General features: G+C 68.3%; 23 protein-coding genes and 2 tRNA genes. 11 read left to right on the top strand and 14 right to left on the bottom strand.

Annotated elements, in window-relative coordinates; all coding sequences use genetic code 11:
• From SPR02S_RS01625 to pknB, 6 genes are all read left to right on the top strand, one after another.
• Positions 1–334, top strand: a 334-nt coding sequence (locus SPR02S_RS01625) for an FHA domain-containing protein (protein ID WP_019055183.1), incomplete at its 5' end; no start/stop codon positions are given.
• A 10-nt stretch (positions 335–344) separates the two neighbouring features.
• Positions 345–866: an FHA domain-containing protein FhaB/FipA gene (locus tag SPR02S_RS01620; protein WP_019055182.1), complete on the top strand. Its 522-nt coding sequence runs from the start codon at positions 345–347 to the stop codon at positions 864–866.
• A 91-nt stretch (positions 867–957) separates the two neighbouring features.
• Entirely contained in the window at positions 958–2,490 is a 1,533-nt protein-coding gene (locus tag SPR02S_RS01615; RefSeq protein WP_174447515.1) for a Stp1/IreP family PP2C-type Ser/Thr phosphatase, read from the top strand.
• Positions 2,491–2,520: 30 nt separating this feature from the next.
• Positions 2,521–3,963, top strand: a complete 1,443-nt coding sequence (locus SPR02S_RS01610) for an FtsW/RodA/SpoVE family cell cycle protein (RefSeq protein WP_019055180.1) — start codon at positions 2,521–2,523, stop codon at positions 3,961–3,963.
• Complete coding sequence (locus SPR02S_RS01605; protein ID WP_019055179.1) at positions 3,960–5,447, top strand: peptidoglycan D,D-transpeptidase FtsI family protein; 1,488 nt, start codon at positions 3,960–3,962, stop codon at positions 5,445–5,447. The genes SPR02S_RS01610 and SPR02S_RS01605 overlap by 4 nt, the downstream gene beginning before the upstream one ends.
• A gap of 170 nt (positions 5,448–5,617) precedes the next feature.
• Positions 5,618–7,609, top strand: a complete 1,992-nt coding sequence (pknB, locus tag SPR02S_RS01600) for a Stk1 family PASTA domain-containing Ser/Thr kinase (protein WP_019055178.1) — start codon at positions 5,618–5,620, stop codon at positions 7,607–7,609.
• A 90-nt stretch (positions 7,610–7,699) separates the two neighbouring features.
• Here pknB and SPR02S_RS01595 read toward each other — a convergent pair whose 3' ends face one another.
• From SPR02S_RS01595 to SPR02S_RS01570, 6 genes are read right to left on the bottom strand one after another with little or no spacing between them, the layout of a single operon-like run.
• Positions 7,700–8,455: a class E sortase gene (locus tag SPR02S_RS01595; RefSeq protein WP_019055177.1), complete on the bottom strand. Its 756-nt coding sequence runs from the start codon at positions 8,453–8,455 to the stop codon at positions 7,700–7,702.
• 6 nt (positions 8,456–8,461) lie between these two features.
• Positions 8,462–9,562: a class E sortase gene (locus SPR02S_RS01590; protein WP_019055176.1), complete on the bottom strand. Its 1,101-nt coding sequence runs from the start codon at positions 9,560–9,562 to the stop codon at positions 8,462–8,464.
• Positions 9,559–10,197 carry an aminodeoxychorismate/anthranilate synthase component II gene (locus SPR02S_RS01585; RefSeq protein WP_019055175.1) on the bottom strand — a complete coding sequence of 213 codons (639 nt, stop codon included), beginning with the start codon at positions 10,195–10,197 and terminating at the stop codon, positions 9,559–9,561. The genes SPR02S_RS01590 and SPR02S_RS01585 overlap by 4 nt, the downstream gene beginning before the upstream one ends.
• Positions 10,194–10,403, bottom strand: a complete 210-nt coding sequence (locus SPR02S_RS01580) for a hypothetical protein (RefSeq protein ID WP_019055174.1) — start codon at positions 10,401–10,403, stop codon at positions 10,194–10,196. Before SPR02S_RS01580 ends, SPR02S_RS01585 begins: the two co-directional genes overlap by 4 nt.
• A 4-nt stretch (positions 10,404–10,407) precedes the next feature.
• Entirely contained in the window at positions 10,408–11,100 is a 693-nt protein-coding gene (locus tag SPR02S_RS01575) for a class E sortase (protein WP_019055173.1), read from the bottom strand.
• Between the two features lie 36 nt (positions 11,101–11,136).
• Entirely contained in the window at positions 11,137–11,916 is a 780-nt protein-coding gene (locus SPR02S_RS01570; protein ID WP_078622779.1) for a DUF881 domain-containing protein, read from the bottom strand.
• A gap of 142 nt (positions 11,917–12,058) precedes the next feature.
• Here SPR02S_RS01570 and crgA point away from each other — a divergent pair, with 142 nt between their 5' ends.
• A complete protein-coding gene (crgA, locus tag SPR02S_RS01565) occupies positions 12,059–12,313 on the top strand; it encodes a cell division protein CrgA (RefSeq protein WP_019055171.1) in 255 nt (84 codons plus the stop codon).
• Between the two features lie 295 nt (positions 12,314–12,608).
• Here the strand turns inward: crgA and SPR02S_RS01560 are convergent, their stop codons facing one another.
• Positions 12,609–13,520: a rhomboid family intramembrane serine protease gene (locus SPR02S_RS01560; protein WP_019055170.1), complete on the bottom strand. Its 912-nt coding sequence runs from the start codon at positions 13,518–13,520 to the stop codon at positions 12,609–12,611.
• Positions 13,521–13,624: 104 nt separating this feature from the next.
• On the bottom strand, positions 13,625–14,152 hold the full coding sequence (locus SPR02S_RS01555) for a peptidylprolyl isomerase (protein WP_019055169.1): 528 nt from the start codon (positions 14,150–14,152) through the stop codon (positions 13,625–13,627).
• Positions 14,153–14,470: 318 nt separating this feature from the next.
• Here SPR02S_RS01555 and SPR02S_RS01550 point away from each other — a divergent pair, with 318 nt between their 5' ends.
• Complete coding sequence (locus SPR02S_RS01550; protein ID WP_019055168.1) at positions 14,471–15,172, top strand: DUF5324 family protein; 702 nt, start codon at positions 14,471–14,473, stop codon at positions 15,170–15,172.
• A 427-nt stretch (positions 15,173–15,599) separates the two neighbouring features.
• Here SPR02S_RS01550 and SPR02S_RS01545 read toward each other — a convergent pair.
• Positions 15,600–15,672 (bottom strand) — tRNA-Ala (locus SPR02S_RS01545).
• A gap of 180 nt (positions 15,673–15,852) precedes the next feature.
• Here SPR02S_RS01545 and SPR02S_RS01540 point away from each other — a divergent pair.
• Both SPR02S_RS01540 and SPR02S_RS01535 read left to right on the top strand, forming a co-directional pair.
• Positions 15,853–16,401, top strand: a complete 549-nt coding sequence (locus SPR02S_RS01540; RefSeq protein WP_019055167.1) for a helix-turn-helix domain-containing protein — start codon at positions 15,853–15,855, stop codon at positions 16,399–16,401.
• A gap of 216 nt (positions 16,402–16,617) precedes the next feature.
• Positions 16,618–18,048, top strand: coding sequence for a serine/threonine-protein kinase (locus tag SPR02S_RS01535; protein ID WP_019055166.1), 1,431 nt, complete (start codon positions 16,618–16,620; stop codon positions 18,046–18,048).
• A gap of 44 nt (positions 18,049–18,092) precedes the next feature.
• On the opposite strand, the gene SPR02S_RS01530 is transcribed toward SPR02S_RS01535, so the two are convergent.
• Both SPR02S_RS01530 and SPR02S_RS64475 read right to left on the bottom strand, forming a co-directional pair.
• Positions 18,093–19,478 (bottom strand): hypothetical protein, encoded by a 1,386-nt coding sequence (locus SPR02S_RS01530; protein WP_026150115.1) that lies wholly within the window; start codon positions 19,476–19,478, stop codon positions 18,093–18,095.
• A gap of 152 nt (positions 19,479–19,630) precedes the next feature.
• Positions 19,631–19,759, bottom strand: a complete 129-nt coding sequence (locus SPR02S_RS64475; RefSeq protein WP_003999697.1) for a DLW-39 family protein — start codon at positions 19,757–19,759, stop codon at positions 19,631–19,633.
• A 338-nt stretch (positions 19,760–20,097) separates the two neighbouring features.
• Here SPR02S_RS64475 and SPR02S_RS01520 point away from each other — a divergent pair, with 338 nt between their 5' ends.
• A complete protein-coding gene (locus SPR02S_RS01520) occupies positions 20,098–20,436 on the top strand; it encodes a DUF6344 domain-containing protein (protein ID WP_019055164.1) in 339 nt (112 codons plus the stop codon).
• 509 nt (positions 20,437–20,945) lie between these two features.
• Here SPR02S_RS01520 and SPR02S_RS01510 read toward each other — a convergent pair.
• From SPR02S_RS01510 to gyrA, 3 genes are all read right to left on the bottom strand, one after another.
• A tRNA-Ile gene (locus SPR02S_RS01510) sits at positions 20,946–21,022 on the bottom strand.
• Positions 21,023–21,146: 124 nt separating this feature from the next.
• Positions 21,147–21,959: a DUF3566 domain-containing protein gene (locus tag SPR02S_RS01505; protein ID WP_019055162.1), complete on the bottom strand. Its 813-nt coding sequence runs from the start codon at positions 21,957–21,959 to the stop codon at positions 21,147–21,149.
• A gap of 18 nt (positions 21,960–21,977) precedes the next feature.
• Positions 21,978–24,569: a DNA gyrase subunit A gene (gyrA, locus tag SPR02S_RS01500; protein WP_026150114.1), complete on the bottom strand. Its 2,592-nt coding sequence runs from the start codon at positions 24,567–24,569 to the stop codon at positions 21,978–21,980.
• Between the last annotated feature and the right edge of the window lie 40 nt (positions 24,570–24,609).

Below are 24,609 nucleotides of genomic sequence, written 5' to 3'. Positions count from 1 at the left end.
GGGCTCGGCGCCGTACCTCCAGCCCGCGCCCGCCGCCCCGGCGGCCGGCGCACGGATGCGGTACTGGGTGGAGATCAACGGCGCCCGCCATCAGATCTCCCGCGCGACGTTGGTGATGGGCCGCAGCACCGAAGCCGACGTGCGGATCGACGACCCCGGCGTATCCCGCCGGCACTGTGAGATCCGGACCGGAACGCCCTCAGTGATCCAGGATCTCGGGTCCACCAACGGCATCGTGGTGGACGGGCAGCACACCACCCGCGCTACGCTCCGCGACGGCTCGCGGATCGTCGTGGGCAGCACCACCATCATTTACCGGCAAGCCGAAGGGTGAAGCGGGGGCAATGTCAGAGCTGACCCTCACGGTCATGCGGCTGGGTTTCCTGGCCGTACTGTGGCTGTTCGTGATCGTGGCCGTGCAGGTCATCCGCAGCGACCTGTTCGGAACGCGTGTCACACAGCGCGGCTCGCGACGGGAAGCCGGACGACCGCAGCAACAGGCCGCCCGGCAGGCGGCGCCTCCGCAACAGCGCCAGCAGCAGCCGAGCGGGGGCGGCCGGCGGGGCCGTAACGCCCCCACCAAACTCGTCGTCAGTGAGGGAATCCTCACCGGCACCACCGTCGCGCTCCAGGGCCAGACCATCACTCTGGGCCGGGCGCACGATTCGACGATCGTGCTGGACGACGACTACGCGTCCAGCCGTCATGCCAGGATCTACCCGGACCGCGACGGCCAGTGGATCGTCGAGGACCTCGGATCCACGAACGGCACGTACCTGGACCGGTCCCGGCTGACGACCCCCACACCGATTCCGCTGGGCGCGCCGATCCGCATCGGCAAGACCGTCATCGAGCTGCGGAAGTAGTACAGACAATGAGCGAGCGGAGCGAGCACGCAGCGGCGGACCGCCTGGCGGACCCCGGCGCGCTCCCGACCGGAGGGTGGGCACCGTGCGGATGTACCCGGAGCCGACGGGCGAGGTGCGCATGAGTCTGTCACTGCGCTTCGCCGCCGGATCGCACAAAGGCATGATCCGCGAGGGCAACGAGGACTCCGGTTACGCCGGTCCCCGTCTCCTCGCGATCGCCGACGGGATGGGCGGCCAGGCCGCCGGCGAGGTCGCCTCCTCCGAGGTGATCTCGACCATCGTCTCGCTCGACGACGACGTGCCGGGCTCCGACATCCTCACCTCGCTCGGCACCGCCGTGCAGCGGGCCAACGACCAGTTGCGGATGATGGTCGAGGAGGATCCCCAGCTGGAGGGCATGGGCACCACGCTCACCGCCCTGCTGTGGACCGGGCAGCGGCTCGGCCTCGTCCATGTCGGCGACTCTCGCGCCTACTTGCTGCGCGACGGCGTGCTGACCCAGATCACCCAGGACCACACCTGGGTGCAGCGGCTGGTCGACGAGGGCCGGATCACCGAGGAAGAGGCCACCACCCACCCGCAGCGCGCGCTCCTGATGCGCGCGCTCGGCAGTGGCGACCACGTCGAGCCGGACCTGTCGATCCGTGAGGTCCGCGCCGGCGACCGGTACTTGATCTGTTCCGACGGGCTGTCAGGAGTCGTCTCCCACCAGACGATGGAAGACACCCTCGCCAGCTACCAGGGCCCCCAGGAGACCGTGCAGGAGCTGATCCAGCTCGCGCTGCGCGGCGGCGGCCCCGACAACATCACGGTGATCATCGCCGACGTCCTGGACCTCGACACCGGCGACACCCTCGCCGCGCAGCTCTCGGACACCCCGGTGATCGTCGGCGCGGTCGCCGAGAACCAGCTCCACCAGCACGACAACGGCATCATGCAGACCCCGGCGGGCCGCGCCTCCGGACTCGGCCGCCAGGTGCCCGGACAGAACGGCGGGGGCGGCGAGTTCGGCCCGCCCGGCTCCGGCGACACCACCGGCTACGTCCCCGAGGGCAGCTTCGGGGACTACACCGACGACGACTTCGTGAAGCCCTCCAAGGGCCGCAAGTGGTTCAAGAGATCCTTCTACACCGTGCTCGCGCTCGCGGTCATCGGCGGCGGCCTGTACGGCGGCTGGCGCTGGACGCAGACGCAGTACTTCGTCGGCGCCAACGGCGAACACGTCGCGCTGTACCAGGGCATCAGCCAGGACCTCGCCTGGGTCTCGCTGTCGAAGGTGGAGAAGGACCACCCCGACATCGAACTCAAGTACCTGCCGCCCTACCAGCAGAAGCAGGTCAAGGCGACGATCGCCGAGGGCGGTCTCCAGGACGCCCAGAAGAAGATCGCCGACCTCGCCGTGCAGGCCTCCGCGTGCAAGAAGGAGTCCCAGCGCGAGAGTGCCACCAGTAAGCCCAGTGGCACCACGGGAACCGCCAGCACCTCCCCCACGTCCAAGGCCACGCCGAAGCCGAATCCTTCGACCTCGGCCTCGACGTCCCCGACCCCGTCTGCGACTCCCAGCCCCGGTCCCAGTCTTTCGGAGGAAGAGCAGCAGGTCGTCTCGCAGTGCAGCAAGTAATAGGCAAGCCGTGAGAGGCCCCGTCACACGATGAGCAGTTCTACCAACACGCCGTCGCACCACACGTCCACGATCGGCGCCATCGGCGCACCGAGCCGGCGCAACACCGAGCTGGCGCTCCTGGTGTTCGCGGTCGTCATCCCGGTGTTCGCCTACGCCAACGTGGGCCTGGCCATCGACGACAAGGTGCCGACCGGGCTGCTGAGTTACGGCCTGGGCCTCGGCCTGCTGGCCGGCGTCGCGCATCTGGGCGTCCGCAAGTTCGCGCCGTACGCGGACCCGCTGCTGCTGCCGCTGGCCACGCTGCTCAACGGCCTCGGACTGGTCGTCATCTGGCGGCTGGACCAGTCGAAGCTGCTGCAGTCCATCAACCAGGCGGGCAACGCGGCGCCGCGGCAACTGCTGTACACCGCACTGGGCATCGCGTTCTTCGTCGTCGTGCTGATCTTCCTCAAGGACCACCGCGTCCTGCAGCGCTACACGTACATCTCGATGTTCGCCGCCCTGGTGCTGCTTCTGCTGCCGCTGGTGCCCGGCCTCGGGGCCAACATCTACGGCGCCAAGATCTGGATCAAGATCCCCGGCCTCGGCTCCCTGCAGCCCGGCGAGTTCGCGAAGATCGCCCTGGCCGTCTTCTTCGCCGGCTACCTGATGGTGAAGCGCGACGCGCTCGCCCTGGCCAGCCGCCGCTTCATCGGCCTCTACCTGCCGCGTGGCCGCGACCTCGGCCCGATCCTGGTCGTCTGGTTCATCTCGATCCTGATCCTGGTCTTCGAGACCGACCTCGGAACCTCGCTGCTGTTCTTCGGCATGTTCATCATCATGCTGTACGTCGCCACCGAGCGGACCAGCTGGATCGTCTTCGGTCTGCTGATGTCCGCGGCCGGCGCGGTCGGCGTGGCCACCTTCGAACCGCACGTCCAGCAGCGCGTCCAGGCCTGGCTCGACCCGATGAAGGAGTACAAGCTCAGCCAGGCGGGCGCGGCCGGGCACTCCGAGCAGTCGATGCAGGCGCTGTGGGCCTTCGGCTCCGGCGGCACCCTGGGCAGCGGCCTCGGCCAGGGCCACTCCGACCTGATCCGCTTCGCCGCCAACTCCGACTTCATCCTCGCCACCTTCGGCGAGGAACTGGGCCTGGCCGGCATCATGGCGATCCTGCTGATCTACGGCCTGATCGTGGAGCGCGGTGTCCGCACCGCGCTGGCCGCCCGCGACCCGTTCGGCAAGCTGCTCGCCGTCGGCCTGTCCGGCGCCTTCGCGCTCCAGGTCTTCGTGGTGTCCGGCGGTGTCATGGGCCTCATCCCGCTGACCGGTATGACCATGCCGTTCATGGCCTACGGCGGTTCCTCCGTGCTGGCCAACTGGGCGCTGATCGGCATCCTGATCCGCATCAGCGACACCGCCCGCCGCCCGGCCCCCGCGCCCGCCCCCAGCCCCGACGCCGAGATGACCCAGGTGGTCCGCCCGTCATGAACAAGCCCCTGCGCCGGATCGCGCTCTTCTGCGGCCTCCTGGTCCTGACCCTGCTGCTGCGCGACAACTGGCTCCAGTACGTCAAGACCGACAGCCTCAAGGACGACCCGAAGAACCGTCGCGTCACGATCGCCCGCTACTCCATCCCGCGCGGCGACATCATCGTCGACGGCAGCCCGATCACCGGTTCCACCGAGACCAGCACCTCCGGGCTGAACGACCTGAAGTACAAGCGCACGTACAAGAACGGCGCGATGTGGGCGCCGGTCACGGGATACGCCTCGCAGGCCTTCGGCGCCAACCAGCTGGAGTCCATCGAGGACGGCATCCTCTCCGGCACCGACGACCGGCTCTTCTTCCGCAACACGCTCGGCATGCTCACGGGCAAGGCGAAGTCGGGCGGCAACGTCGTCACCACCCTCAACCAGGCCGCGCAGAGCGCCGCGTGGAGCGGTCTGAAGAAGCAGGGCGGCAAGGGCGCGGTCGTCGCCCTCGACCCGTCCACCGGCAAGATCCTGGCGCTGGCGTCCTACCCGTCGTACGACCCCTCGTCGTTCGCCGGGAACTCCACCTCCACGGACTCCAAGGCCTGGCAGAAGCTGCAGAAGAAGTACGACCCCAACGACCCGATGCTCAACCGCGCGCTGCGCGAGACCTACCCGCCGGGCTCCACCTTCAAGGTGGTCACCGCGTCCGCGGCGCTGGAGAACAACCTGTACTCGTCCGCCGACGAGGCCACGAACTCGCCGCTGCCGTGGATCATGCCGGGCACCACGACCCCGCTGAAGAACGAGGGCAACCTGCCCTGCAAGAACGCCACCCTGCGCGAGGCCCTCCGCGTCTCCTGCAACAGCGTCTTCGGCAAGATCGGCGCCGACCTCGGCAACGCCAAGATGCTGGCCGAGGCGAAGAAGTTCGGCTTCGACACCGAGCAGTTCACCCCGATCCGCTCCAGCGCCTCGGTCTTCTCCGACAAGATGAACGACTCGCAGACCGCGCTGTCCTCGATCGGCCAGTTCAACACCGCCGCGACCCCGCTGCAGATGGCCATGGTCGCCTCCGCGGTCGCCAACGACGGCAAGCTGATGAAGCCGTACATGGTCGACAAGCTCCAGTCGTCGGGCGTCGACACCATCGCGCAGACCGAGCCGGAAGAGCTCAGCCAGCCGCTGTCGTCGAAGAACGCGCAGATCCTGCAGTCGATGATGGAGACCGTCGTCGAGAAGGGCACCGGTACGAGCGCGAAGATCCCCGGCGTCACCGTCGGCGGCAAGACCGGTACCGCCCAGCACGGCGAGAACAACAGCGAGAACCCGTACGCCTGGTTCCTCTCCTACGCCAAGAACGCGGACGGCAGCTCGCCGGTCGCCGTGGCCGTGGTCATCGAGGACGACAAGGCCAACCGTGACGACATCTCCGGCGGCGGCCTCGCGGCCCCGATCGCGAAGAGCGTGATGGAGGCCGTCATCGACAGCAAGAAGTGACCCCGCTCACGTCCCCTTCACATCGGTGCACGTTGGGATACCGGTCCTGTATCGGGTGACGGGCTTGGCCAGGTCACACAGAGCCAGCCGGGTACGGTAGGCCCGGACGGCTAGCCTCCGACCGCACATCCGTGCGGGTCGGGACCGACGGAGAGGGCTGGTAGGGAACTATGGAAGAGCCGCGTCGCCTCGGCGGCCGGTACGAGCTGGGCCAGGTGCTCGGCCGTGGTGGCATGGCGGAGGTATACCTCGCCCATGACACACGCCTCGGCCGCACGGTGGCGGTGAAGACGCTGCGCGTCGACCTTGCGCGCGACCCTTCCTTCCAGGCCCGGTTCCGCCGGGAGGCCCAGTCGGCCGCCTCGCTCAACCATCCCGCGATCGTCGCGGTCTACGACACGGGCGAGGACTACGTCGACGGGGTCTCGATCCCGTACATCGTCATGGAGTACGTCGACGGCTCCACGCTCCGTGAGCTGCTCCACAGCGGCCGCAAGCTGCTGCCGGAGCGCTCCATGGAGATGACCATCGGCATCCTCCAGGCCCTGGAGTACTCGCACCGCAACGGCATCGTCCACCGCGACATCAAGCCGGCCAACGTCATGCTGACGCGCACCGGCCAGGTCAAGGTGATGGACTTCGGCATCGCCCGCGCCATGGGCGACTCCGGCATGACGATGACGCAGACGTCCGCGGTGATCGGCACCGCCCAGTACCTCTCCCCGGAGCAGGCCAAGGGCGAGCAGGTCGACGCCCGCTCGGACCTCTACTCGACGGGCTGTCTCCTCTACGAACTCCTGACCGTGCGGCCGCCGTTCGTGGGCGACTCCCCGGTCGCGGTCGCGTACCAGCACGTACGCGAGGAGCCGCAGCCGCCGTCCGTCTTCGACCCCGAGATCACCCCCGAGATGGACGCGATCGTCCTGCGGGCCCTGGTCAAGGACCCCAACTACCGCTACCAGTCCGCCGACGACATGCGCATCGACATCGAGGCCTGCCTCGACGGCCAGCCGGTCGCGGCGACGGCGGCGCTGGGTTCGGTCGGCTACGGCGGTTACGGCGACGACATGCCGACCACGGCCCTGCGCTCGGACGCCGGTGCCGGCGCCACGACGATGCTGCCCCCCATGAACCCGGACGACGGCGGCTTCGGCTACGACGACCGTCCCGACCGGCGCCGCCAGCAGAAGAAGAAGTCGAACACCTCGACGATCCTGCTGGTCGTGGCGGCGGTCCTGGTGCTGGTGGGCGCGATCCTGATCGGGAAGTGGGCGTTCAGCGGGGACGGCGGCGCGGACAAGCCGTTCGCGGCCCCGAACTTCGTCGGCCAGACCTACGACACCGCGAAGACCATGGCCGTCAACTCCGGCCTGAAGCTGGCCGAGCCCACCCGCAAGGCCTGCGAGAACGCGCCGAAGGGCAGCGTCTGCTCGCAGGACCCGAAGGCGGGCACCGACGTCCACAAGGACGACACCGTCAACCTGGTCGTCTCGACCGGGGCACCGAAGGTCGTCGTACCGAGTGTCCTGGGCCAGAGCGTCGACGACGCCACCACGACGCTCGAGGGCGACAAGTACAAGTTCGTCGTGAAGACGCAGGAGAAGGTGTCCGGGGAGGATCCGGGCACCGTCCTGGAGCAGAACCCGAAGCTCGGTGCCGAGGTGCAGAAGGGCACCACGATCACCCTGACCGTCGCCAAGGCCCAGGAGAAGTCCACGGTCCCGGACGTCAGCGGTCAGACCTGTGACGACGCCAAGAAGCAGATGCAGCAGAACGACCTCGTCGGCAACTGCACCGAGGTGGCGACCACCGACACGAACCTGAACGGCAAGGTCGTCACGACCACGCCCTCGGCCGGGACGCAGGTCGACAAGAACTCGTCGGTCAACATCCAGATCGGCAAGGTCTCCCAGACCCAGGTCCCGAACGTCGTCAACCAGACGGTGGCGAACGCCAAGCAGATCCTGCAGCAGAACGGCTTCACCAACATCCAGTTCAGCGACAACAGCGATCAGGGCGACAACGCGATCGTGATCCAGCAGGACCCGGGCTCGGGCAACCAGGTGGACGACCCCGGCAACACGCAGATCACCCTCACCACCGTGGGCACGGGCAACGGCAACAACGGTGGCAGCGGCTTCCTCGGAGGCAACAACGGCTAGGCGGCACACCGTTACGACATGACGGAGCCCCGGCACCCTGAGAAGGGTGCAGGGGCTCTTTCGTACGTGCGGTGCGCTACGACCCCGCCGTCAGCTCAGTTCCTTCGGCGGCGTCCGGGCGCTGTCCACCTTGTCGACGCGGACCAGCTCGCCCCACACCACGTACCGGTACCGGGAGGTGTACACCGGCGTGCAGGTCGTCAGCGTGATGTAGTGCCCGGCCTTCTTCTTGCCGGACTCCACGGGGATCTGGGCGAGGGTCTTGACGTTGTACTTCGAGGTCTCGGGAAGGATGTCGTAGACCTTGTAGACGTACCAGTCGTCCTTCGTCTCGAAGACGATCGGGTCGCCCTTCCTGAGCCTGTCGATGTTGTGGAACTTGGCGCCGTGGCCGTCGCGGTGGGCGGCGAGGGTGAAGTTGCCGGTCTTGCCGGTGGTCGGGAGGGCGGCCTTGACGGGGTCCGTGTAGTAGCCGGCGACGCCGTCGTTCAGGACGCTCGTCTCGGTGCCCTTCTCGACCAGTACCTCGCCGTTCTTCATGGCGGGCACGTGCAGGAAGCCGATGCCGTCCTTGGTGTCGAGGGCGCCGGGACCGGTGTCCTTGTCCTTGGACCAGTTGTTCCTGACCTTGTCGCCCTGCTTGTCGGCCGTGCGGTCGGCGACGACGTTCGTCCACCACAGGGAGTAGACGACGAACAGGCCGAGGATCAGGCCCGCCGTGATGAGGAGTTCACCGAAGAAGCTGACCGCCGTCGCGACCGGACCGGTGCCGCGGGGGCGGTCCGGTGGGGAGGCGGGCGTGTCGGTCTGCTCGTCGGTGTGGTCGGTGGTCGCTGCCACGTTCATCTGCCCCTACTCGATGAGCGCATCCGGCTTGCCCTTGCTGCGCGGCCGTTCCTCGACCATCTTGCCCCAGACGATCAGCCGGTACTTGCTGGTGAACTCCGGCGTACAGGTCGTCAGCGTGATGTAGCGGCCGGGCTTGGTGAAGCCCGAGCCCTTGGGGATGGGGTCGATGACACTGGTGTTGCTCGGCGAGGTGACGGGCAGCGACGACGTCATCTTGTAGACGAAGTAGGTGTCCTGGGTCTCCACCACGACCTCGTCGCCCGGCTTGAGCTGGTTGATGTACCGGAACGGTTCGCCATGGGTGTTGCGGTGCGCGGCGAGCGCGAAGTTGCCGGTCTTGGCGTCCGGCATCGCGGTCTTGAGGGAGCCCTCGCTGTAGTGCCCGACCATCCCCTTGTCGAGCACCTTCTTGTTGCTGACGCCCTCGGCGATCGGCGCGATGACGTCCAGTTTGGGGATGTGCAGGATGGCGAAGCCCTGCCCCGGCGAGAACTCTCCGGGGGCGCGCTTCCCGCTCGCCCAGTCGTTCTGGAGCTGGCTCGCCTCGCTGCCGGCCTGCGCGTGCGCCCGTACGTTCGTCCACCACAGCTGGTAGCTGACGAACAGCAGCATCAGCACGCCGGTGGTGATGAACACCTCGCCGATCGCCCGGCTCGCGACGACCGCGGGGCCCGGCTTGTTCGCCCGCTGCCGCCGCCGCGCCTCGACGCGCGAGAGCGGCGCGCCGGCACGCGCGCCGGCACCGGATTCCGGGGCCTCGGTGGTCTCCTCCGCGGCCCCGCCGGCCCCATGACGCCCGTGCCGCCCCTTGGCGGCCTTTCTGCGGGCCGCGCGCCCGCCGGTGGGGGTTCCTGTGGCGGAGGAGGCGGATGAGGCGTCAGACGCCGATATGGACCGCCCGTGGCCCGTCCGCTCCGGCGGCAGGTCCGCTATCCGCAGCGCGACGGTCTCTTCGTCGATCGGTCCGTACGGCACCCCGGACGCACCCTGCGCCTGCGTGCCGTGCCACTGGTCGAACCCGCCCTGTTCCCCGTACGACGGCTCGGCGTACGGCTGCTCCCCGTACGCGGCCTCGGACTCGCGCTCGGGGCGCAGCGCGGTCACGCCGTGGCCCTGCCCACCACCGGGGCGAGCCCCACCGACCTCGCCACGGCACCCTGGTCGCCGCACTCCACCAGCCAGTTGGCCAGCATCCGGTGCCCGTGCTCGGTGAGCACCGACTCCGGATGGAACTGGACGCCCTCGACGGGCAGTTCGCGGTGGCGCAGGCCCATGATGATGCCGTCGTGCGTCCGGGCGGTGACTTCCAGCTCGGCCGGGACCGTCCCCGGCTCGGCCGCCAGCGAGTGGTAGCGGGTCGCCGTGAAGGGCGAGGGCAGTCCGGCGAAGACGCCCTTGCCCTCGTGCTCGACGAGCGAGGTCTTGCCGTGCAGCAGTTCGGGGGCGCGGTCCACGACGCCGCCGTAGGCCACCTGCATCGACTGCATGCCGAGGCAGACGCCGAAGACGGGTACCCCGGTCGAGGCGCAGTGCCGCACCATCTCGATGCAGACGCCGGCCTCCTCGGGGGTGCCGGGGCCGGGCGAGAGCAGGACGCCGTCGAAGCCGTCCTGGGCGTGCGCCGTCGACACCTCGTCGTTGCGCAGCACCTCGCACTCGGCGCCCAGTTGGTACAGGTACTGGACCAGGTTGAAGACGAAGCTGTCGTAGTTGTCGACGACGAGAATCCGTGCACTCACTGGTTGTCCACCGTCACATCGTTGAAGGGCAGCAGCGGTTCGGCCCACGGGAAGACGTACTGGAAGAGGATGTAGACCACGGCCAGGGCAAGGACGAGCGAGATGAGCGCCTTGACCCACACGTTGCCCGGCAGATGCCGCCAGATCCAGCCGTACATGCCGTCCCTTCCGTCGCGCCACGGCACCAGACTCACGCCGTACGTCACCAGACTAACGGCGCAGCGCGGCTGGTCTCCCGGCCTCCACAGGCTGTGTGGAGTCGAGATGGGCCCAGACGATCAGCCGGTGGCTGTGCCCCCACTCCGGATCGCACGTGGTCAGCGTGAGATAGCGGCCCGAGGCCGTGTACCCGGACTTACGTGGCACAGGAGCGATCACCTCAATGTCGGTGGGCACTGTTTTGTAAGGCCCTTTGTCGATCCGATACGTGAACCAGGTGGTCCCGTCGGTCAGCACCACCGCGTCACCCACGCGCAGCTCCGGAAAGTTCACGAAGGGGTTGCCGTACGTCCGCCGGTGCCCCGCCACCGCGAAGTTGCCGACCTGCCCCAGCCGCGCGGTGCCCGCGTAGTGACCGAGCCCCTTCTTGAGGGTGCTCACGTCGGTGTCCTCGAGGACGGGCTTGTTCCACGTGAAACCAAGCCGCGGGATGTACATGATCGCGAAAGGCTTGCCGTCCTTGTACGCGGCGGGTTTCGCCGGAACGGGGGAGGCGGCGGGCGCCGGGGACGCCTTCGGGTGCGCGGTCTGCCGCGACCACTGGCTCTGCAGCTGGTGCACCTGGTCGCTCATCGTGTGGTCGGCCTTCACGCCGGTCCAGAACAGCACATAGACCACGAAGAGCACGATCAAGGCGCCTACGGTGATGCAGAGTTCGCTGACGCTCCTGACGATCACGCGCACCGGCAGCTCCCGTACGGCCGCTTACTCCACTGGCTTCTACTCCACTGGCTTCGCGTAGTGCAGATCCACTGTGCCCGAGTACCCGGGAAGAGTCACCGTCCCGTCGTCGGTCACTTTCCACCCGAGCCCGTAGACGTCGACGTACACCTTGTAGTTCTGGATCGCCTTGGACGCCGTCAGCGCCGCCTGCAACTTCCCCGTGTCCCCGACCGCCGTGATCTTGTACGGCGGTGAGTAGACCCGGCCCTGGAGGATCAGGGTGTTGCCCACACAGCGCACGGCGCTGGTCGCGATCAGCCGCTGGTCCATGACCTTGATGCCCTTGGCGCCGCCCTGCCAGAGGGCGTTCACCACGGCCTGGAGGTCCTGCTGGTGGATGACCAGGTAGTCGGGCTGCGGCTCGGGGTAGCCGGGGAGCTTGGCGGTGGCGTTGGGCGGGGCGTCGTTGAGGGTGACGGTGATGGCCTTGCCCTTGAGCCGCTGCGCGCCCGCGGTCTTCTCCAGTGCCGTGAGCTTCCTGTCGTCGGCGCCGGTGCTGCCGTCGTCCTCCTTTCGGAGGGAGTCGACCTCGTCGCGCAGGACCCCGTTCGCGTCGTTCAGCCGGCCGTTCTTCTGGCTGCGGGTCTGGATGAGGTCGGACAGCTTGAGCAAGGAGGCGTCCGTGCGGATGTTGGTGCCCTTGGCCGTGTTGAAACTGGTGAAGAAGATGAGCCCCGCGAGGGCGAAGACGGCCACCGTGAGAATCCGCACGGGGCGGAAACGGCGGATACCGGCAGGACTGGTACCCGTCCCGGGGGAGTCGGCAGAATTGCTCAACGTACCCTTATCTCCTTCGGCGCCGCGGAAGCACTACGCTAACGGACGCCCGGGGGAGCACTCAGTGTCCCCTTGTACGCTGCCCCGGAGCCCGCCCCAGTTCCCTGCGCGGCCACGCAGCGCATCGACAGGAGAGACCCTCGTGCCGAAGTCACGTATCCGCAAGAAGGCCGACTACACGCCGCCGTCGGCGAAAGCGGCGACCGCCATCAAGTTGAACAGCCGTGCCTGGGTCGCACCGGTCATGCTGGCCATGTTCGTCATCGGGCTGGCCTGGATCGTCGTCTTCTACGTCACCGACGGTTCGATGCCCATCGACAGCCTGGACAACTGGAACATCGTGGTGGGCTTCGGCTTCATCGCCGCCGGGTTCGGCGTCTCCACGCAGTGGAAGTAGCGGCGGAAGCAGCGGTCGAAGCTGCGGCCACCACTCGGTGAACGCAGCTCTGCCCACGACTTTCCGCTGAGTTATCCACAGGCCAGAGAAGTATCCACAGCGGGCCTGGGGAAAAAGAACGACGATCTGTGGATAACCCACTGGGTGTTGACGCTGGTGTGACTGACACACCGGCAACCGCAAGCCTGTTCGCCCCCTGCCTGACCTGCATAAACACGGGTCAGCGACAGGGGGCACAGCTGTTCCCCCACGGTATGCACAAGATCCGGCACACGCTGTGGACAACGGTTTGGTATCAGCTGAGCTGAGCCGTCCTGATCAGCGTCAACACCACGACGACCACGAGTACGACCGCACAGGTGCCGTACTGGATCAGGGCCCGCCGCTCACGCGGGGCGTGCACCATCGCGTACCCGGTGATCACTCCGGCGACCAGACCGCCGATGTGGGCCTGCCAGGCGATGTTGGCCCAGCCGAAGGTGAAGATGAGGTTGATCACCAGCAGGGCGATGACCGGCCGCATGTCGTACCTGAGCCGGCGCATCAGCACGGCGGTCGCACCGAAGAGCCCGAAGATCGCACCGGAGGCACCGAGCGAGGGCTGGTTCGGGGCGGCGATCAGATAGGTGAGCGCGCTGCCCGCGAGGCCCGAGACGAAGTACAGGGCGAGATAGCGGGCCCGGCCGAGGGCCGCCTCCAGAGGCCCGCCGATCCACCACAGGCTCATCATGTTGAAGATGATGTGGATCGGGCTGCCGTGCAGGAACATCGCGGTCAGCAGCCGGTACGGCTGGCCCTCGGCGATGCCCTCGACAGAGCCGAAGACCGGGACGTACGCCTGGCCGAGGAGTTCGAAGTGCTCGGTGAAGCGGTCGCCCACCGCCAGCTGAACCAGATAGAAGGCGACACAGAGACCGATCAGGATCTTCGTCGCGAGCCGCGGATCCGCCGCCACCGTGCCGCCGGCGATCGTGCGGGGCTGAGCCGCCGTCGGGGCGTGCCCGGTACCGGAGCCGCCGCGGACGCACTCGGGGCACTGGAATCCGACGGACGCGCTGACCATGCACTCGGGGCAGATCGGGCGCTCGCAGCGGGTGCAGCGGACGCCGGTCTCACGGTCCGGGTGCCGGTAGCAGACCGGCAGACTCTGGGCGTCCGGGGGCCGCTGCTCCTCCGGGCCCTGCGGGCTGCCTGGCGCCTGGTCCATGGGGTCCCCTCAATCCTTCGTACGCAATGCACCGCCCCGCCCATCCTTACGGACGAGCGGGGCGTTTGGTTCCCGGCGGTAAGAGCTGGTCTCAACCCTGGGATCTAGCGGGTCTCGACGACGACCGACTCGATGACGACGTCGTTGACCGGGCGGTCGGTGCGCGGGTTGGTGTCGCTGGCCGCGATGGTGTCCACGACCTTCTGGCTCGCCGCGTCGGTGACCTCACCGAAGATGGTGTGCTTGCGGGTCAGCCAGGCCGTCGGGGAGACGGTGACGAAGAACTGCGAGCCGTTGGTGCCCGGCCCGGCGTTGGCCATGGCCAGCAGGTAGGGCTTGTCGAAGCGCAGGTCCGGGTGGAACTCGTCCTCGAACTGGTAGCCGGGGCCACCCGTGCCGTTGCCCAGCGGGTCCCCGCCCTGAATCATGAAGCCGCTGATCACCCGGTGGAAGACCGTGCCGTCGTAGAGCTTGTCCGTGGACTTCACGCCGGTCGTGGGGTTGGTCCACTCACGCTCGCCCGTGGCGAGCTCGACGAAGTTCTTGACCGTCTTGGGCGCGTGGTTCGGCAGCAGCCGGATCTCGATGTCGCCGAGGTTGGTCTTCAGGGTGGCGTAGAGCTGCTCGGCCACGATCTGCCTTCCGTTGTCTTCCTGTGACCCCCAGATCCTCGCACGCTCGCCGTGCCCCGTCGCCCGACGACCTTTCTCTCGCAGCCTCTCCACAGGATCCCCTCGCAGAAAACCGGCCGAGTGGCTTCGGGACAGGGGCGCGGCACGGGGATCCGTGGCATTGTCGACGACAACCCCCTGTTCCCTCACATTCATCCGTTATTGCACGTGATCGTGACCCGGATGCCCGCCCTCACATGCCTCGTATCGCTCTGGCAGGCATGATCCGTAATTGGGTGGATAGACGAAGAACCGTACGCCACCGAGGAGGAGGAACTCGTGACCCGCATCGACAGCGTGCGCTCCGCGACCGGATCGGCGAAGGGCAGCGTGCTGCACGCCGCGGAAGTGGTGGCGCCCTACGCCGACACGGCCAAGGACCGGGCCTCGTACTACGCCCATGAGGCACGCGTACGACTCGCGCCCAAGGTGTCGCTGGCCGCCGACCAGGCCCGCGTCCAGTACGGCGCCCATGTCGTACCGCGCCTGGAGCAGGCCCGCACCCATGTACCGCCGAAGGTCGACCAGGCCGCCCAGGAGGCAGCCGTCCGTACCCGCAAGGCTGCCCAGCAGGCCGCCGAGTACTCACGGCCGAGGATCGAGCAGGCGGTCGCCGCCGCCGGCCCGGTCAAGGACGAGGCCGCCGCCCGCGGTGCGGCGGCGTTCGCCGCGCTGCGTGGCCAGGTCTCGCCCAAGGAGATCCAGAAGCTGGTCCGCAAGCACGAGCGGCGGGCGAGGGCCGGCCGGCTCGCGAAGGGGCTGGCGGTGCTGGGCATCCTGGCGGGCGGTGCTTTCGCCGCCTGGAAGTGGTGGGACAAGCAGGCCAACCCGGACTGGCTGGTCGAGCCGCCCGCCGCGACCGAGGTGCCCGAATCGGGACACCTCACCTCGGTGGACGGCAGCCCTGAGGCCCTGCTCGACCCCGAGGTCGAGGCCAAGCAGGCCGAGGACGAGGCCGCCGACAGCGACGACCACCGCTGACGTCCGACGCACTTCCAACATCGCCGCGGGGCAGGAGACTTGAGGGTCTCCTGCCCCGCGGCGATGTTTCACGTGGAACACTCCCGGGCGCGGACGAACGCCCTCGTTTTCTTGACGTACGCAAGTTGCCTGCGATGACGTTTGCAACGCCCCAGGTGTACAACCGGCGCACAGACTCCCTTAACGGACCGCACACCCCTGATTACACGGCCGTATTCACACCAGCTCACACACCTCCCGCACACGCGGGCACACGTTCCCCACATCACGCCGATCGCCGCCACGACGCCCCGCGAACCGCGCTCGGCACCGATATTTGCGCAAACAACTGCAACGAAGATCCGCCCTTTACGTGACGCACGTCACCTCCAGGGCGCAAAGAAGCACCGGCCGGACGCCACTGAGGGCGACCGGCCGGTGCGGGATGTGGAGCCTAGGGGAGTCGAACCCCTGACATCTGCCATGCAAAGACAGCGCTCTACCAACTGAGCTAAGGCCCCGCTAGAGAAGCATCCGACCGGCAGAACCACACACCGGCGGGCTTCCGGGACCAGCGTACCGGGTCACCCCGGGTATCTCGCAAAAACTTGGGGGTCCCGGTGAACGACCACTCTCCGTAAGATGCTCGTCGTGGTTCGCTAGAGCGAACCGCGGTTTTGGGGAAGCGATGGGGAGACGCAATGGACGCCGCACAGCAGGAAGCCACCGCCAGAGCGCGGGAGCTGCAGCGGAATTGGTACGGGGAGCCTTTGGGGGCGCTCTTCCGTAAGCTCATCGACGATCTTGGTCTCAACCAGGCTCGTCTCGCAGGGGTGTTGGGGCTGTCCGCCCCGATGTTGTCCCAGCTGATGAGCGGTCAGCGGGCGAAGATCGGCAATCCCGCAGTGGTCCAGCGGGTGCAGTTGCTGCAGGACCTGGCGGGACAGGTCGCGGACGGCAGCGTGAGCGCGGCCGAGGCGACCGAGCGCATGGACGAGATCAAGAAGTCCCAAGGGGGCTCGGTGCTCAGCAACACCACGACCACGACGAGCAGTTCGGGAGCGCCCACGGTCAAACGGGTGGTCCGCGAGATCCAGTCGCTGCTGCGCTCGGTGGCCGCCGCGGGCGACATCATCGACGCGGCGGACACTCTCGCCCCGACCCACCCCGAACTGGCAGAGTTCCTCCGGGTGTACGGCGCCGGACGCACCTCCGACGCGGTCGCGCACTACCAGTCCCACCAGAGCTGAGCCCACGGCCCGGCCGCCGATCGGGGGTTCGGCAGCCGGGCACACGGCCGGCGAGGGGCACGAGGGGGTCGTGACACTCACCGGAAGCACGTGCGGAACAGCCGTGTGGAACAGCCGCGAGGGAGTGCCATGAGGAAGTGCGGTCAGAGGGAGTCGTATCGCTCGTCTCGGGGGAAGCAACGGAGGTAGCCGAAGGGGGAGGAGCGACGCACAGCCATGGGTGAGGTCTTCGCCGGCCGGTACGAACTGGTCGACCCGATCGGACGCGGCGGTGTCGGCGCGGTCTGGCGCGCCTGGGACCACCGGCGTCGCCGCTATGTGGCCGCCAAGGTCCTGCAGCAGAGCGACGCGCACTCGCTGCTGCGCTTCGTACGGGAACAGGCGCTGCGGATCGACCACCCCCATGTGCTCGCACCGGCCAGCTGGGCGGCCGACGACGACAAGGTCCTGTTCACCATGGACCTGGTGGCCGGCGGTTCGCTCGTCCATCTCATCGGGGACTACGGTCCCTTGCCCCCCGCCTTCGTCTGCACGCTGCTCGACCAGCTCCTCTCCGGTCTCGCCGCGGTCCACGCGGAAGGCGTCGTGCACCGTGACATCAAGCCCGCCAACGTGCTCCTCGAAGCCACCGGCACGGCCCGTCCGCGCCTGCGTCTGTCCGACTTCGGCATCGCGATGCGGCTGGGCGAGGCACGTCTGACGGAGACCAACCTCGTGGTGGGGACGCCGGGTTACCTCGCGCCCGAGCAGATGATGGGCGCGGAGCCGGACTTCCCCGCCGACCTGTTCGCCGTAGGGCTGGTGGCGCTGTATCTGCTGGAGGGGGCCAAGCCGGACGCCAAGGCGCTGGTGCAGTACTTCGCGGAGCATGGGACCCCGGGGGCGCCCAAGAGCATCCCCGAGGCGCTGTGGCAGGTCGTGGCGATGTTGCTGCAGCCGGATCCGCAGGCCCGCTTCCGCACGGCCACGGGGGCACGCAAGGCGCTCGCGGCGGCCGCGGAGCTGTTGCCCGAGCCCGGTCCCGATGACGATTTGATCGAGATCTTCGACCAAATCGGGCCGCTCCCTTCGGAGTTCGCGCCCGAGGGCCCACTGAAGCGGGCTTCCGGGGTGGACACGGGGTCGACGACGTCTTCCGTGCCGTCCGCCGGATCCCCCGAACCCGAGAACACCCCGGGCCTCGGCGCCGAGAGCAACGGCCGTGACTCGGCCTGGCCCGGCACGGACTCCGTACCCGTGGATCCACGGCAGGGCATCGTCTGCCGGCCGACCCCGACTCCCACCCCGACTCCGGCCCCGCCGACTTCCCCGCCACCGCTCCCGTCCCCGATGTCGGACACCGGCAGCTTCCACCTGCCGCCCCCGCAGGGACAGCAGCCACAGCAAGGCGGCCAGTACCAGCCCTCGTACTCCTCTCCCCATGAGTTCACGCATGTCCTGTCCTCCCCCCAGCCGCGTGCTGATCCCTCTACTGCTTCATACACCGCTCAGGCCCCGCAGGTTCCACCGTCGGCGCCGCCGGTTCCGCAGCACCGCGGCAGGCGGGCACGGCGTCGTCCCGGGCCGCCCGCGAAGGTGGTGATCCCGGTGCTGCTGCTCGCGCTGGCCTGTTATGCGGTGGGGTTCTGGGCACTTGCCCACGTCTGAGAAGCAGGGGCTAACGGGGTCTACAAAACGGGGACTGACGGGGCCTACGGCGTGGCCGTCGAGGCCCGGCGCCTGGCCGACACCGTCCACACGCCGAGCGTCGCCAGCAGCGCGGTGCCCGCGCCGATCCCGGCCACCGCGAGCACCTTCATCGCGGCGTCGCCGCCTCCCCCGACACTCCCTGTCCCCGGCCCCGTCACGGCCGCCGCACGGTCCTGCGCGGTGACGTCGAAGATGTTCCGGGGCTCGGCCGGGCCCGCGTACCCGGGACCGGCGTGCGCCGTACCGGCGACGCGCACGCGCAGCGTCACCGGGAACGGTCCCTGGCCGAAGTCGTCGGCCAGCTGCGCGTCGAGGTGCACGACCAGGTAGTACGACCCGGCGAAGCGCATCCCGTTCTCGTGGTCGACGACGGAGTAACGGTTGCGGTACTCGACGGGCGGCAGGGGTTCCAGCGCCACCGACCTCTGGGTGCCCTGGTAGCTGAGGCCGGCCTCGTCGACGGAGCCGCGCACGGGGTTGTAGAGCGCCAGGTCGAGCGCGCGGTTCACATAGCCGCTACCGCCCTCGGAACCGCCCAACTCGACGGTGACGGACAGCTGTTGACCCCAGTCGACCGGCACCTTGTAGAAGAGAGTCCGGCCCGGCCCGATGTCGTCGCGCCACGCGCCCTGCCCGACGGCGACCGCCCCGGCGAACCCCGAGCCGCCCGCACGATGCCGAGCCTCCCCCGTGACGGCCTCGGGCGAGGCCGAGTCCCACACCTGGGGCGCGCCGGTCGCGCCGACTTGTGCCGGCGAGGGCTCCGACACCGCGGTGAGTTCCAGGCCCCAGGTGTCCGACGAGGAATCCGACGCGTCGACGCGCTCGACGAGCACGGAGAACTCGCCGCTGCCCTTGCACAGCGCCTTACCCGCCTCCCGTACGGCCCAGGCGGCCACGGGGTGGGGGCTCCGACCGGCCCCGAAGGTGGCGCTCTGATACGTGCAGCCGGTGCCCTTGGCGTTCCGCATCGACACCTTGATGCCGTCGGTGGCGGCGACCGTGGTGCCCGCCGGAGGCACGGCGGTCACGGAGACGTAGACGTCCGACGTGGCGTCGAGATGAAGGCCGTAATAGACACTGGCCCCCTTGGAGAGGGAACTCCTGTACGTCCCACCAGGCTCCAGGTCCACGGCGTGCGCGGCGCTGTTCGCTCCGTCGACAACCCGGCCGCCCTTGTCGTAGCCGTAGGAGCCGGGTGACCCGGCCGCGGTGGCGGGCCGGCCCGTGAGGGCGACCGTCGCGCACAGCACCGCGCCGAGGACCACGACACGTCGTACGGCCCCGGCAACGGGCGTACGGCCGCCCTGTGCCCGCGTCCGCCACCACGCCGTACGCCGCCGCCCCATCACGCGCCACCCCTCGTCGTTGCTCCGGACGTGGCCCATCCTGCCCCGCACGCGCGCGTGGCATCCGGACAATCCGTGCGCGCGTCCGAAACGCCCGGGTCGTGGCGGCCGTACCGGCACGGGGGCGAGCGCGCAACACAAAGCCCCGACCGCCAGGCGGCCGGGGCTTGCTCAGAACTGGATCTCGGTACTCAGGAACCCGTGGGCACGGAGTCGGTCGCCTCCGTCCACAGGTCCTGCTCGGCGCGATCCGCCTGGATCTGGCGGTACACGAGGAGACCGCCGATGGCAGCCAGTGCGACCAGGAGAAGCTTCTTCACCGCGCGACCTCGTCTTTCTTTGACGTAGGGGGACCTCTGTCGCCCGACTATACACACCGACCGAGACCGATCGGTGACCTGCGTCCGGGGCCAACTCCCGCCCAGGACAGTGCAGTAGGAGCGGACGCGACCGCTCCGATCGGAGGGTGATCACATCTCTACGGATGGTTACTTCGCCCTCTTTTCGCGCATATTCGGCGGTTTTCATAGCTCTTGCACCCATCCGAGTGGTGTTCATCAGAACATCGACGCGCCATGGGCGTCGGTCCACCACTTCGCGGCCCCCATACACATCATGAGGAAAGTACGCAAATCGCCCAACCTGAAAGTGAGGGGCCATGGCCCAGATCAAGGTCATGAAGTTGTGGAACGCCTTCGTCACCGGCTTCCTGGCACTGTGCACGGCGCTCGGACTCATCACGGTCACCGCGACGGCGGCCGCCGCGACGACGAGCACGAGCACCAGCGCCACCGCGCAGGCGACGACCCCGGCGGTCTCCCCCTGGACCTTCACCAGGTCCCTGCCCCCCACGATGAAGCAACGCATCCGCGCCGAGGCCCACGGCAAGTCCCCGAGCTGCCGCCACCGCCCGCCGACGGACATGGACGAGACCACAGAGCAGGCCGACACGACGGAGACGGACCACGCCGAGCCGGGAGCCCCGCTCCAGCGCTGACCCGGGCCCCGTCCCCTCCAGTACCGACCTGCCCGACCGCCCGCCCTCTCTGACACAGCGGCGAACTTGCGTACAACGCTCCAGAGACAACACAGGAGACCCCGAAAACCCCTGGTCCACCGCGGCCGGGGGTCTTCTGGCGTGCCCTCAGCTCATCATTGCTCAGGCCCACCGCCCGGCCGCTTGTCACCTTGCCGTCGGCGCGAGGGTCGTCACCGCGTCCAAAAGAAGAAAGCCATCCCCGAGCCGACGACTCCCACACCGGCCCATATGACGGTGTCCTTCCGTCTGTTCGACCGATCTTGATCCCGATGGCCCCACCACTCGGCGCATGCGAGAAAGAAGCCCACCGGGCCGATCAGGGTGAAGCCTCCCCCGAGTAGCCAGTACAAGAAGCGCATGGTTCTCCCGTGGAGGCGCGGCGGGCCGCTCATCAGCCGACCGCTGCCGGTTGGTGTCACCGGAGGTGTCAAAAGGCCCCCAGCCTGATCGGCTGGGGGCCTTCGTGATGGTGGGGCTAACAGGATTTGAACCTGTGGCCTCATCCTTATCAGGGATGCGCTCTAACCAACTGAGCTATAGCCCCGCCGCGCTCTGCGGAGTATGTCCCGCGCGCTGACTCCTGAAGATTAGCGCACGACATGGGCAGTCCCAAAATCGATAGTCACAGGACCGTCGACAGGGGTTTCAACCCGCGTTCACGCGTCTTCTCACTCGTCCTCGGCGAGCGTCAGCTCGATGCCGCCGACGAAGCCGGCGGAGAGGTTGTAGATGAACGCGCCGAGCGTCGCGAGGGCCGTCGCCAGGACGACGTCGATGACCGCGATGATCCCCGAGAACGTCAGGACGTGCGGGAGGGACAGGAAGGACTGCAGGTCGAAGCCGTTCGACTCGTTCGAGCCGGTCGCCTCCGAGATCGTGCCGCCGACCGTCGAGAAGACCCCCATCGCGTCCATGACCATCCACAGCACCGCGGACGCCACCACCGTGCAGATGCCCAGCGCGATGGAGAGCAGGAAGCTGACCTTCATCACCGACCACGGGTCGGCCTTGGCCACCCGCAGCCGCGCCTTACGGGTGCGCGGCGCGGTGCGCGCCCCCGTGCGCGGACGCCGTACGGCACCGCTCTGGGCGGCGGCGGGCGCCTGCGTGGGGTAGGCCTGCGGCGGGTGGTACGGCCCCGCCGCCTGCTGCGGCTGACGCTCCCCCGGCAGGGGCGAACCCGGCAGCGGGGACGCCGTCGGCGGTGCGGCGGGCTGCGCCGGCGCCTGGCCCTGGGCCGGAGCCTTGGCGCCGGGCGCGGCCGGGCCCGCACCGGCCGACTGCTGCTGGGTCTGCGGACCTCGGGTGTCCATCACAGTTCCCCCCTGGGATCCATGCGAGTCGGGCGCGTGCGAGTCCGTCTTCTTCACGTCGATCGCACGCAGTTGGGTCGTGTGCGGATCTGTCGTGTTCGCGGCGGAGCCACGGCCGCCGCCGTCCGTGTCCGTACCGGTCGATCCGGCGCCCGTGGCTCCGCTCACGATGACTCTCTCCTCGTGCTACTCGACCGAGGGTGCGTCACCCTCGTCCGTGCCGGTGGTCGCGACACCCTCGGCGGTCTCGTCGACGGCTTCGTCGCCGACGACTTCCTCCGCCTCGGATCCCGCCTCGGCGTTACGAGCGATACCGACGACGGCATCGCGCTTGCCCAGGTTGATCAGTTGGACGCCCATGGTGTCACGGCCCGTCTCCCTGACCTCGTTGACTCGCGTACGAATCACACCGCCGGACAGCGTGATGGCGAGGATCTCGTCGGTCTCCTCGACCACCAGCGCGCCGACGAGAGAACCGCGGTCCTCGACGATCTTGGCGGCCTTGATACCCAGGCCGCCGCGACCCTGGACGCGGTACTCGTCGACGGCGGTCCGCTTCGCGTACCCGCCGTCTGTGGCAGTGAACACGAACGTACCGGGTCGAACAACATTCATCGAGAGAAGCTGGTCACCCTCGCGGAAACTCATGCCCTTGACACCGGAGGTCGCCCGCCCCATGGGGCGCAACGCGTCATCCGTGGCCGTGAACCTGATCGACTGTGCCTTCTTGCTGATCAGCAGCAGATCGTCCTCGTTCGAGACGAGTTCGGCGCCGATCAGTTCGTCGTCGGAACCGTCCTCCGTCTCACGGAGGTTGATCGCGATGACACCGCCGGAGCGGGGCGAATCGTAATCCTTCAGAGGCGTCTTCTTGACCAGGCCGCCCTTGGTGGCGAGGACCAGGTAGGGCGCCGCTTCGTAGTCGCGGATCGCGAGGATCTCGGCGATCGCCTCGTCCGGCTGGAAGGCGAGCAGGTTCGCCACGTGCTGCCCGCGCGCGTCCCGGCCGGCGTCGGGGAGTTCGTACGCCTTCGCGCGGTAGACGCGGCCCTTGTTGGTGAAGAACAGCAGCCAGTGGTGGGTGGTCGACACGAAGAAGTGGTCGACGATGTCGTCTTCCTTGAGCTTCGTGCCGCGTACGCCCTTGCCGCCGCGCTTCTGGGAGCGGTAGTCGTCCGCCTTGGTGCGCTTGACGTAGCCGCCGCGCGAGATGGTGACGACGATGTCCTCTTCGGCGATCAGGTCCTCCATGGACATGTCGCCGTCGAAGGGCACCAGCATCGTCTTGCGGTCGTCGCCGAACTTCTCGACGATCGCGGCGAGTTCCTCGCTGACGATGCCGCGCTGACGGACCGGGGAGGCCAGGATCGCGTTGTACTCGGTGATCTTCGCCTGGAGTTCGTCGTGCTCCTGGACGATCTTCTGGCGCTCCAGGGCGGCCAGTCGGCGGAGCTGCATCTCCAGGATGGCGTTCGCCTGGATCTCGTCGATCTCCAGGAGGGCCATCAGGCCCGTGCGCGCGATCTCCACGGTGTCGCTGCGCCGGATCAGCGCGATGACCTCGTCGATGGCGTCCAGGGCCTTCAGAAGGCCGCGCAGGATGTGCGCCCGCTCCTCGGCCTTGCGCAGCCGGAACTTCGTCCGTCGGACGATGACCTCGATCTGGTGCGCCACCCAGTGCCGGATGAACGCGTCCAGGGAGAGGGTCCTCGGCACACCGTCGACCAGGGCCAGCATGTTGGCGCTGAAGTTCGACTGAAGGTCCGTGTGCTTGTAGAGGTTGTTCAGTACGACCTTGGCGACCGCGTCCCTCTTGAGGACGATGACGAGGCGCTGGCCGGTACGGGACGACGTCTCGTCGCGGACGTCCGCGATGCCGCCGACCTTGCCGTCCTTCACCAGGTCGGCGATCTTCTGCGCGAGGTTGTCGGGGTTGGTCTGGTAGGGGAGTTCGGTGACCACCAGGCACTGGCGGTTCTGGATCTCCTCGACCTCGACGACCGCGCGCATGGTGATCGAGCCGCGCCCGGTGCGGTACGCCTCCTCGATGCCCTTACGGCCGACGACGAGCGCGCCGGTCGGGAAGTCGGGGCCCTTGATGCGCTCGATCAGCGCGTCCAGCAGCTCCTCGTGCGAGGCCTCGGGGTTCTCCAGGCACCACTGGGCGCCCGCCGCGACCTCACGGAGGTTGTGCGGCGGGATGTTGGTGGCCATGCCGACCGCGATGCCCGCCGAGCCGTTGATCAGCAGGTTCGGGAAGCGGGCCGGCAGGACGGTCGGCTCCTGGGAGCGGCCGTCGTAGTTGTCCGTGAAGTCGACGGTGTCCTCGTCGATGTCACGGACCATCTCCATGGACAGCGGCGCCAGCTTGCACTCGGTGTAGCGCATGGCGGCGGCGGGGTCGTTGCCCGGAGAGCCGAAGTTGCCGTTCGAGTCCACCAGCGGCATCCGCATCGACCACGGCTGCGCGAGGCGGACCAGCGCGTCGTAGATCGAGGAGTCGCCGTGCGGGTGGTAGTTGCCCATGACGTCGCCGACGACACGGGCGCACTTGTAGAAGCCCTTCTCGGGCCGGTAGCCGCCGTCGTACATGGCGTACAGGACGCGGCGGTGGACGGGCTTGAGGCCGTCACGGACGTCGGGCAGGGCTCGCGACACGATGACGGACATCGCGTAGTCGAGGTACGAGCGCTGCATCTCGGTCTCAAGCCCTACGGGCTCGACACGCTGAGCGATGACGCCCTCTTCAGGCGTACTAGGAGTGTTCTCGTCGGCCATTGCTGGTGAAGATCCTTCCTGATGCGGTCAGCTGAGACCG

The organism is Streptomyces prunicolor NBRC 13075 (assembly GCF_000367365.1).
GTDB classification, from domain to species: Bacteria; Actinomycetota; Actinomycetes; order Streptomycetales; family Streptomycetaceae; genus Streptomyces; species Streptomyces prunicolor.
The sequence above is the reverse complement of the archived record's forward strand: the minus strand, read 5'-3'. Positions and strand labels throughout refer to the sequence as shown.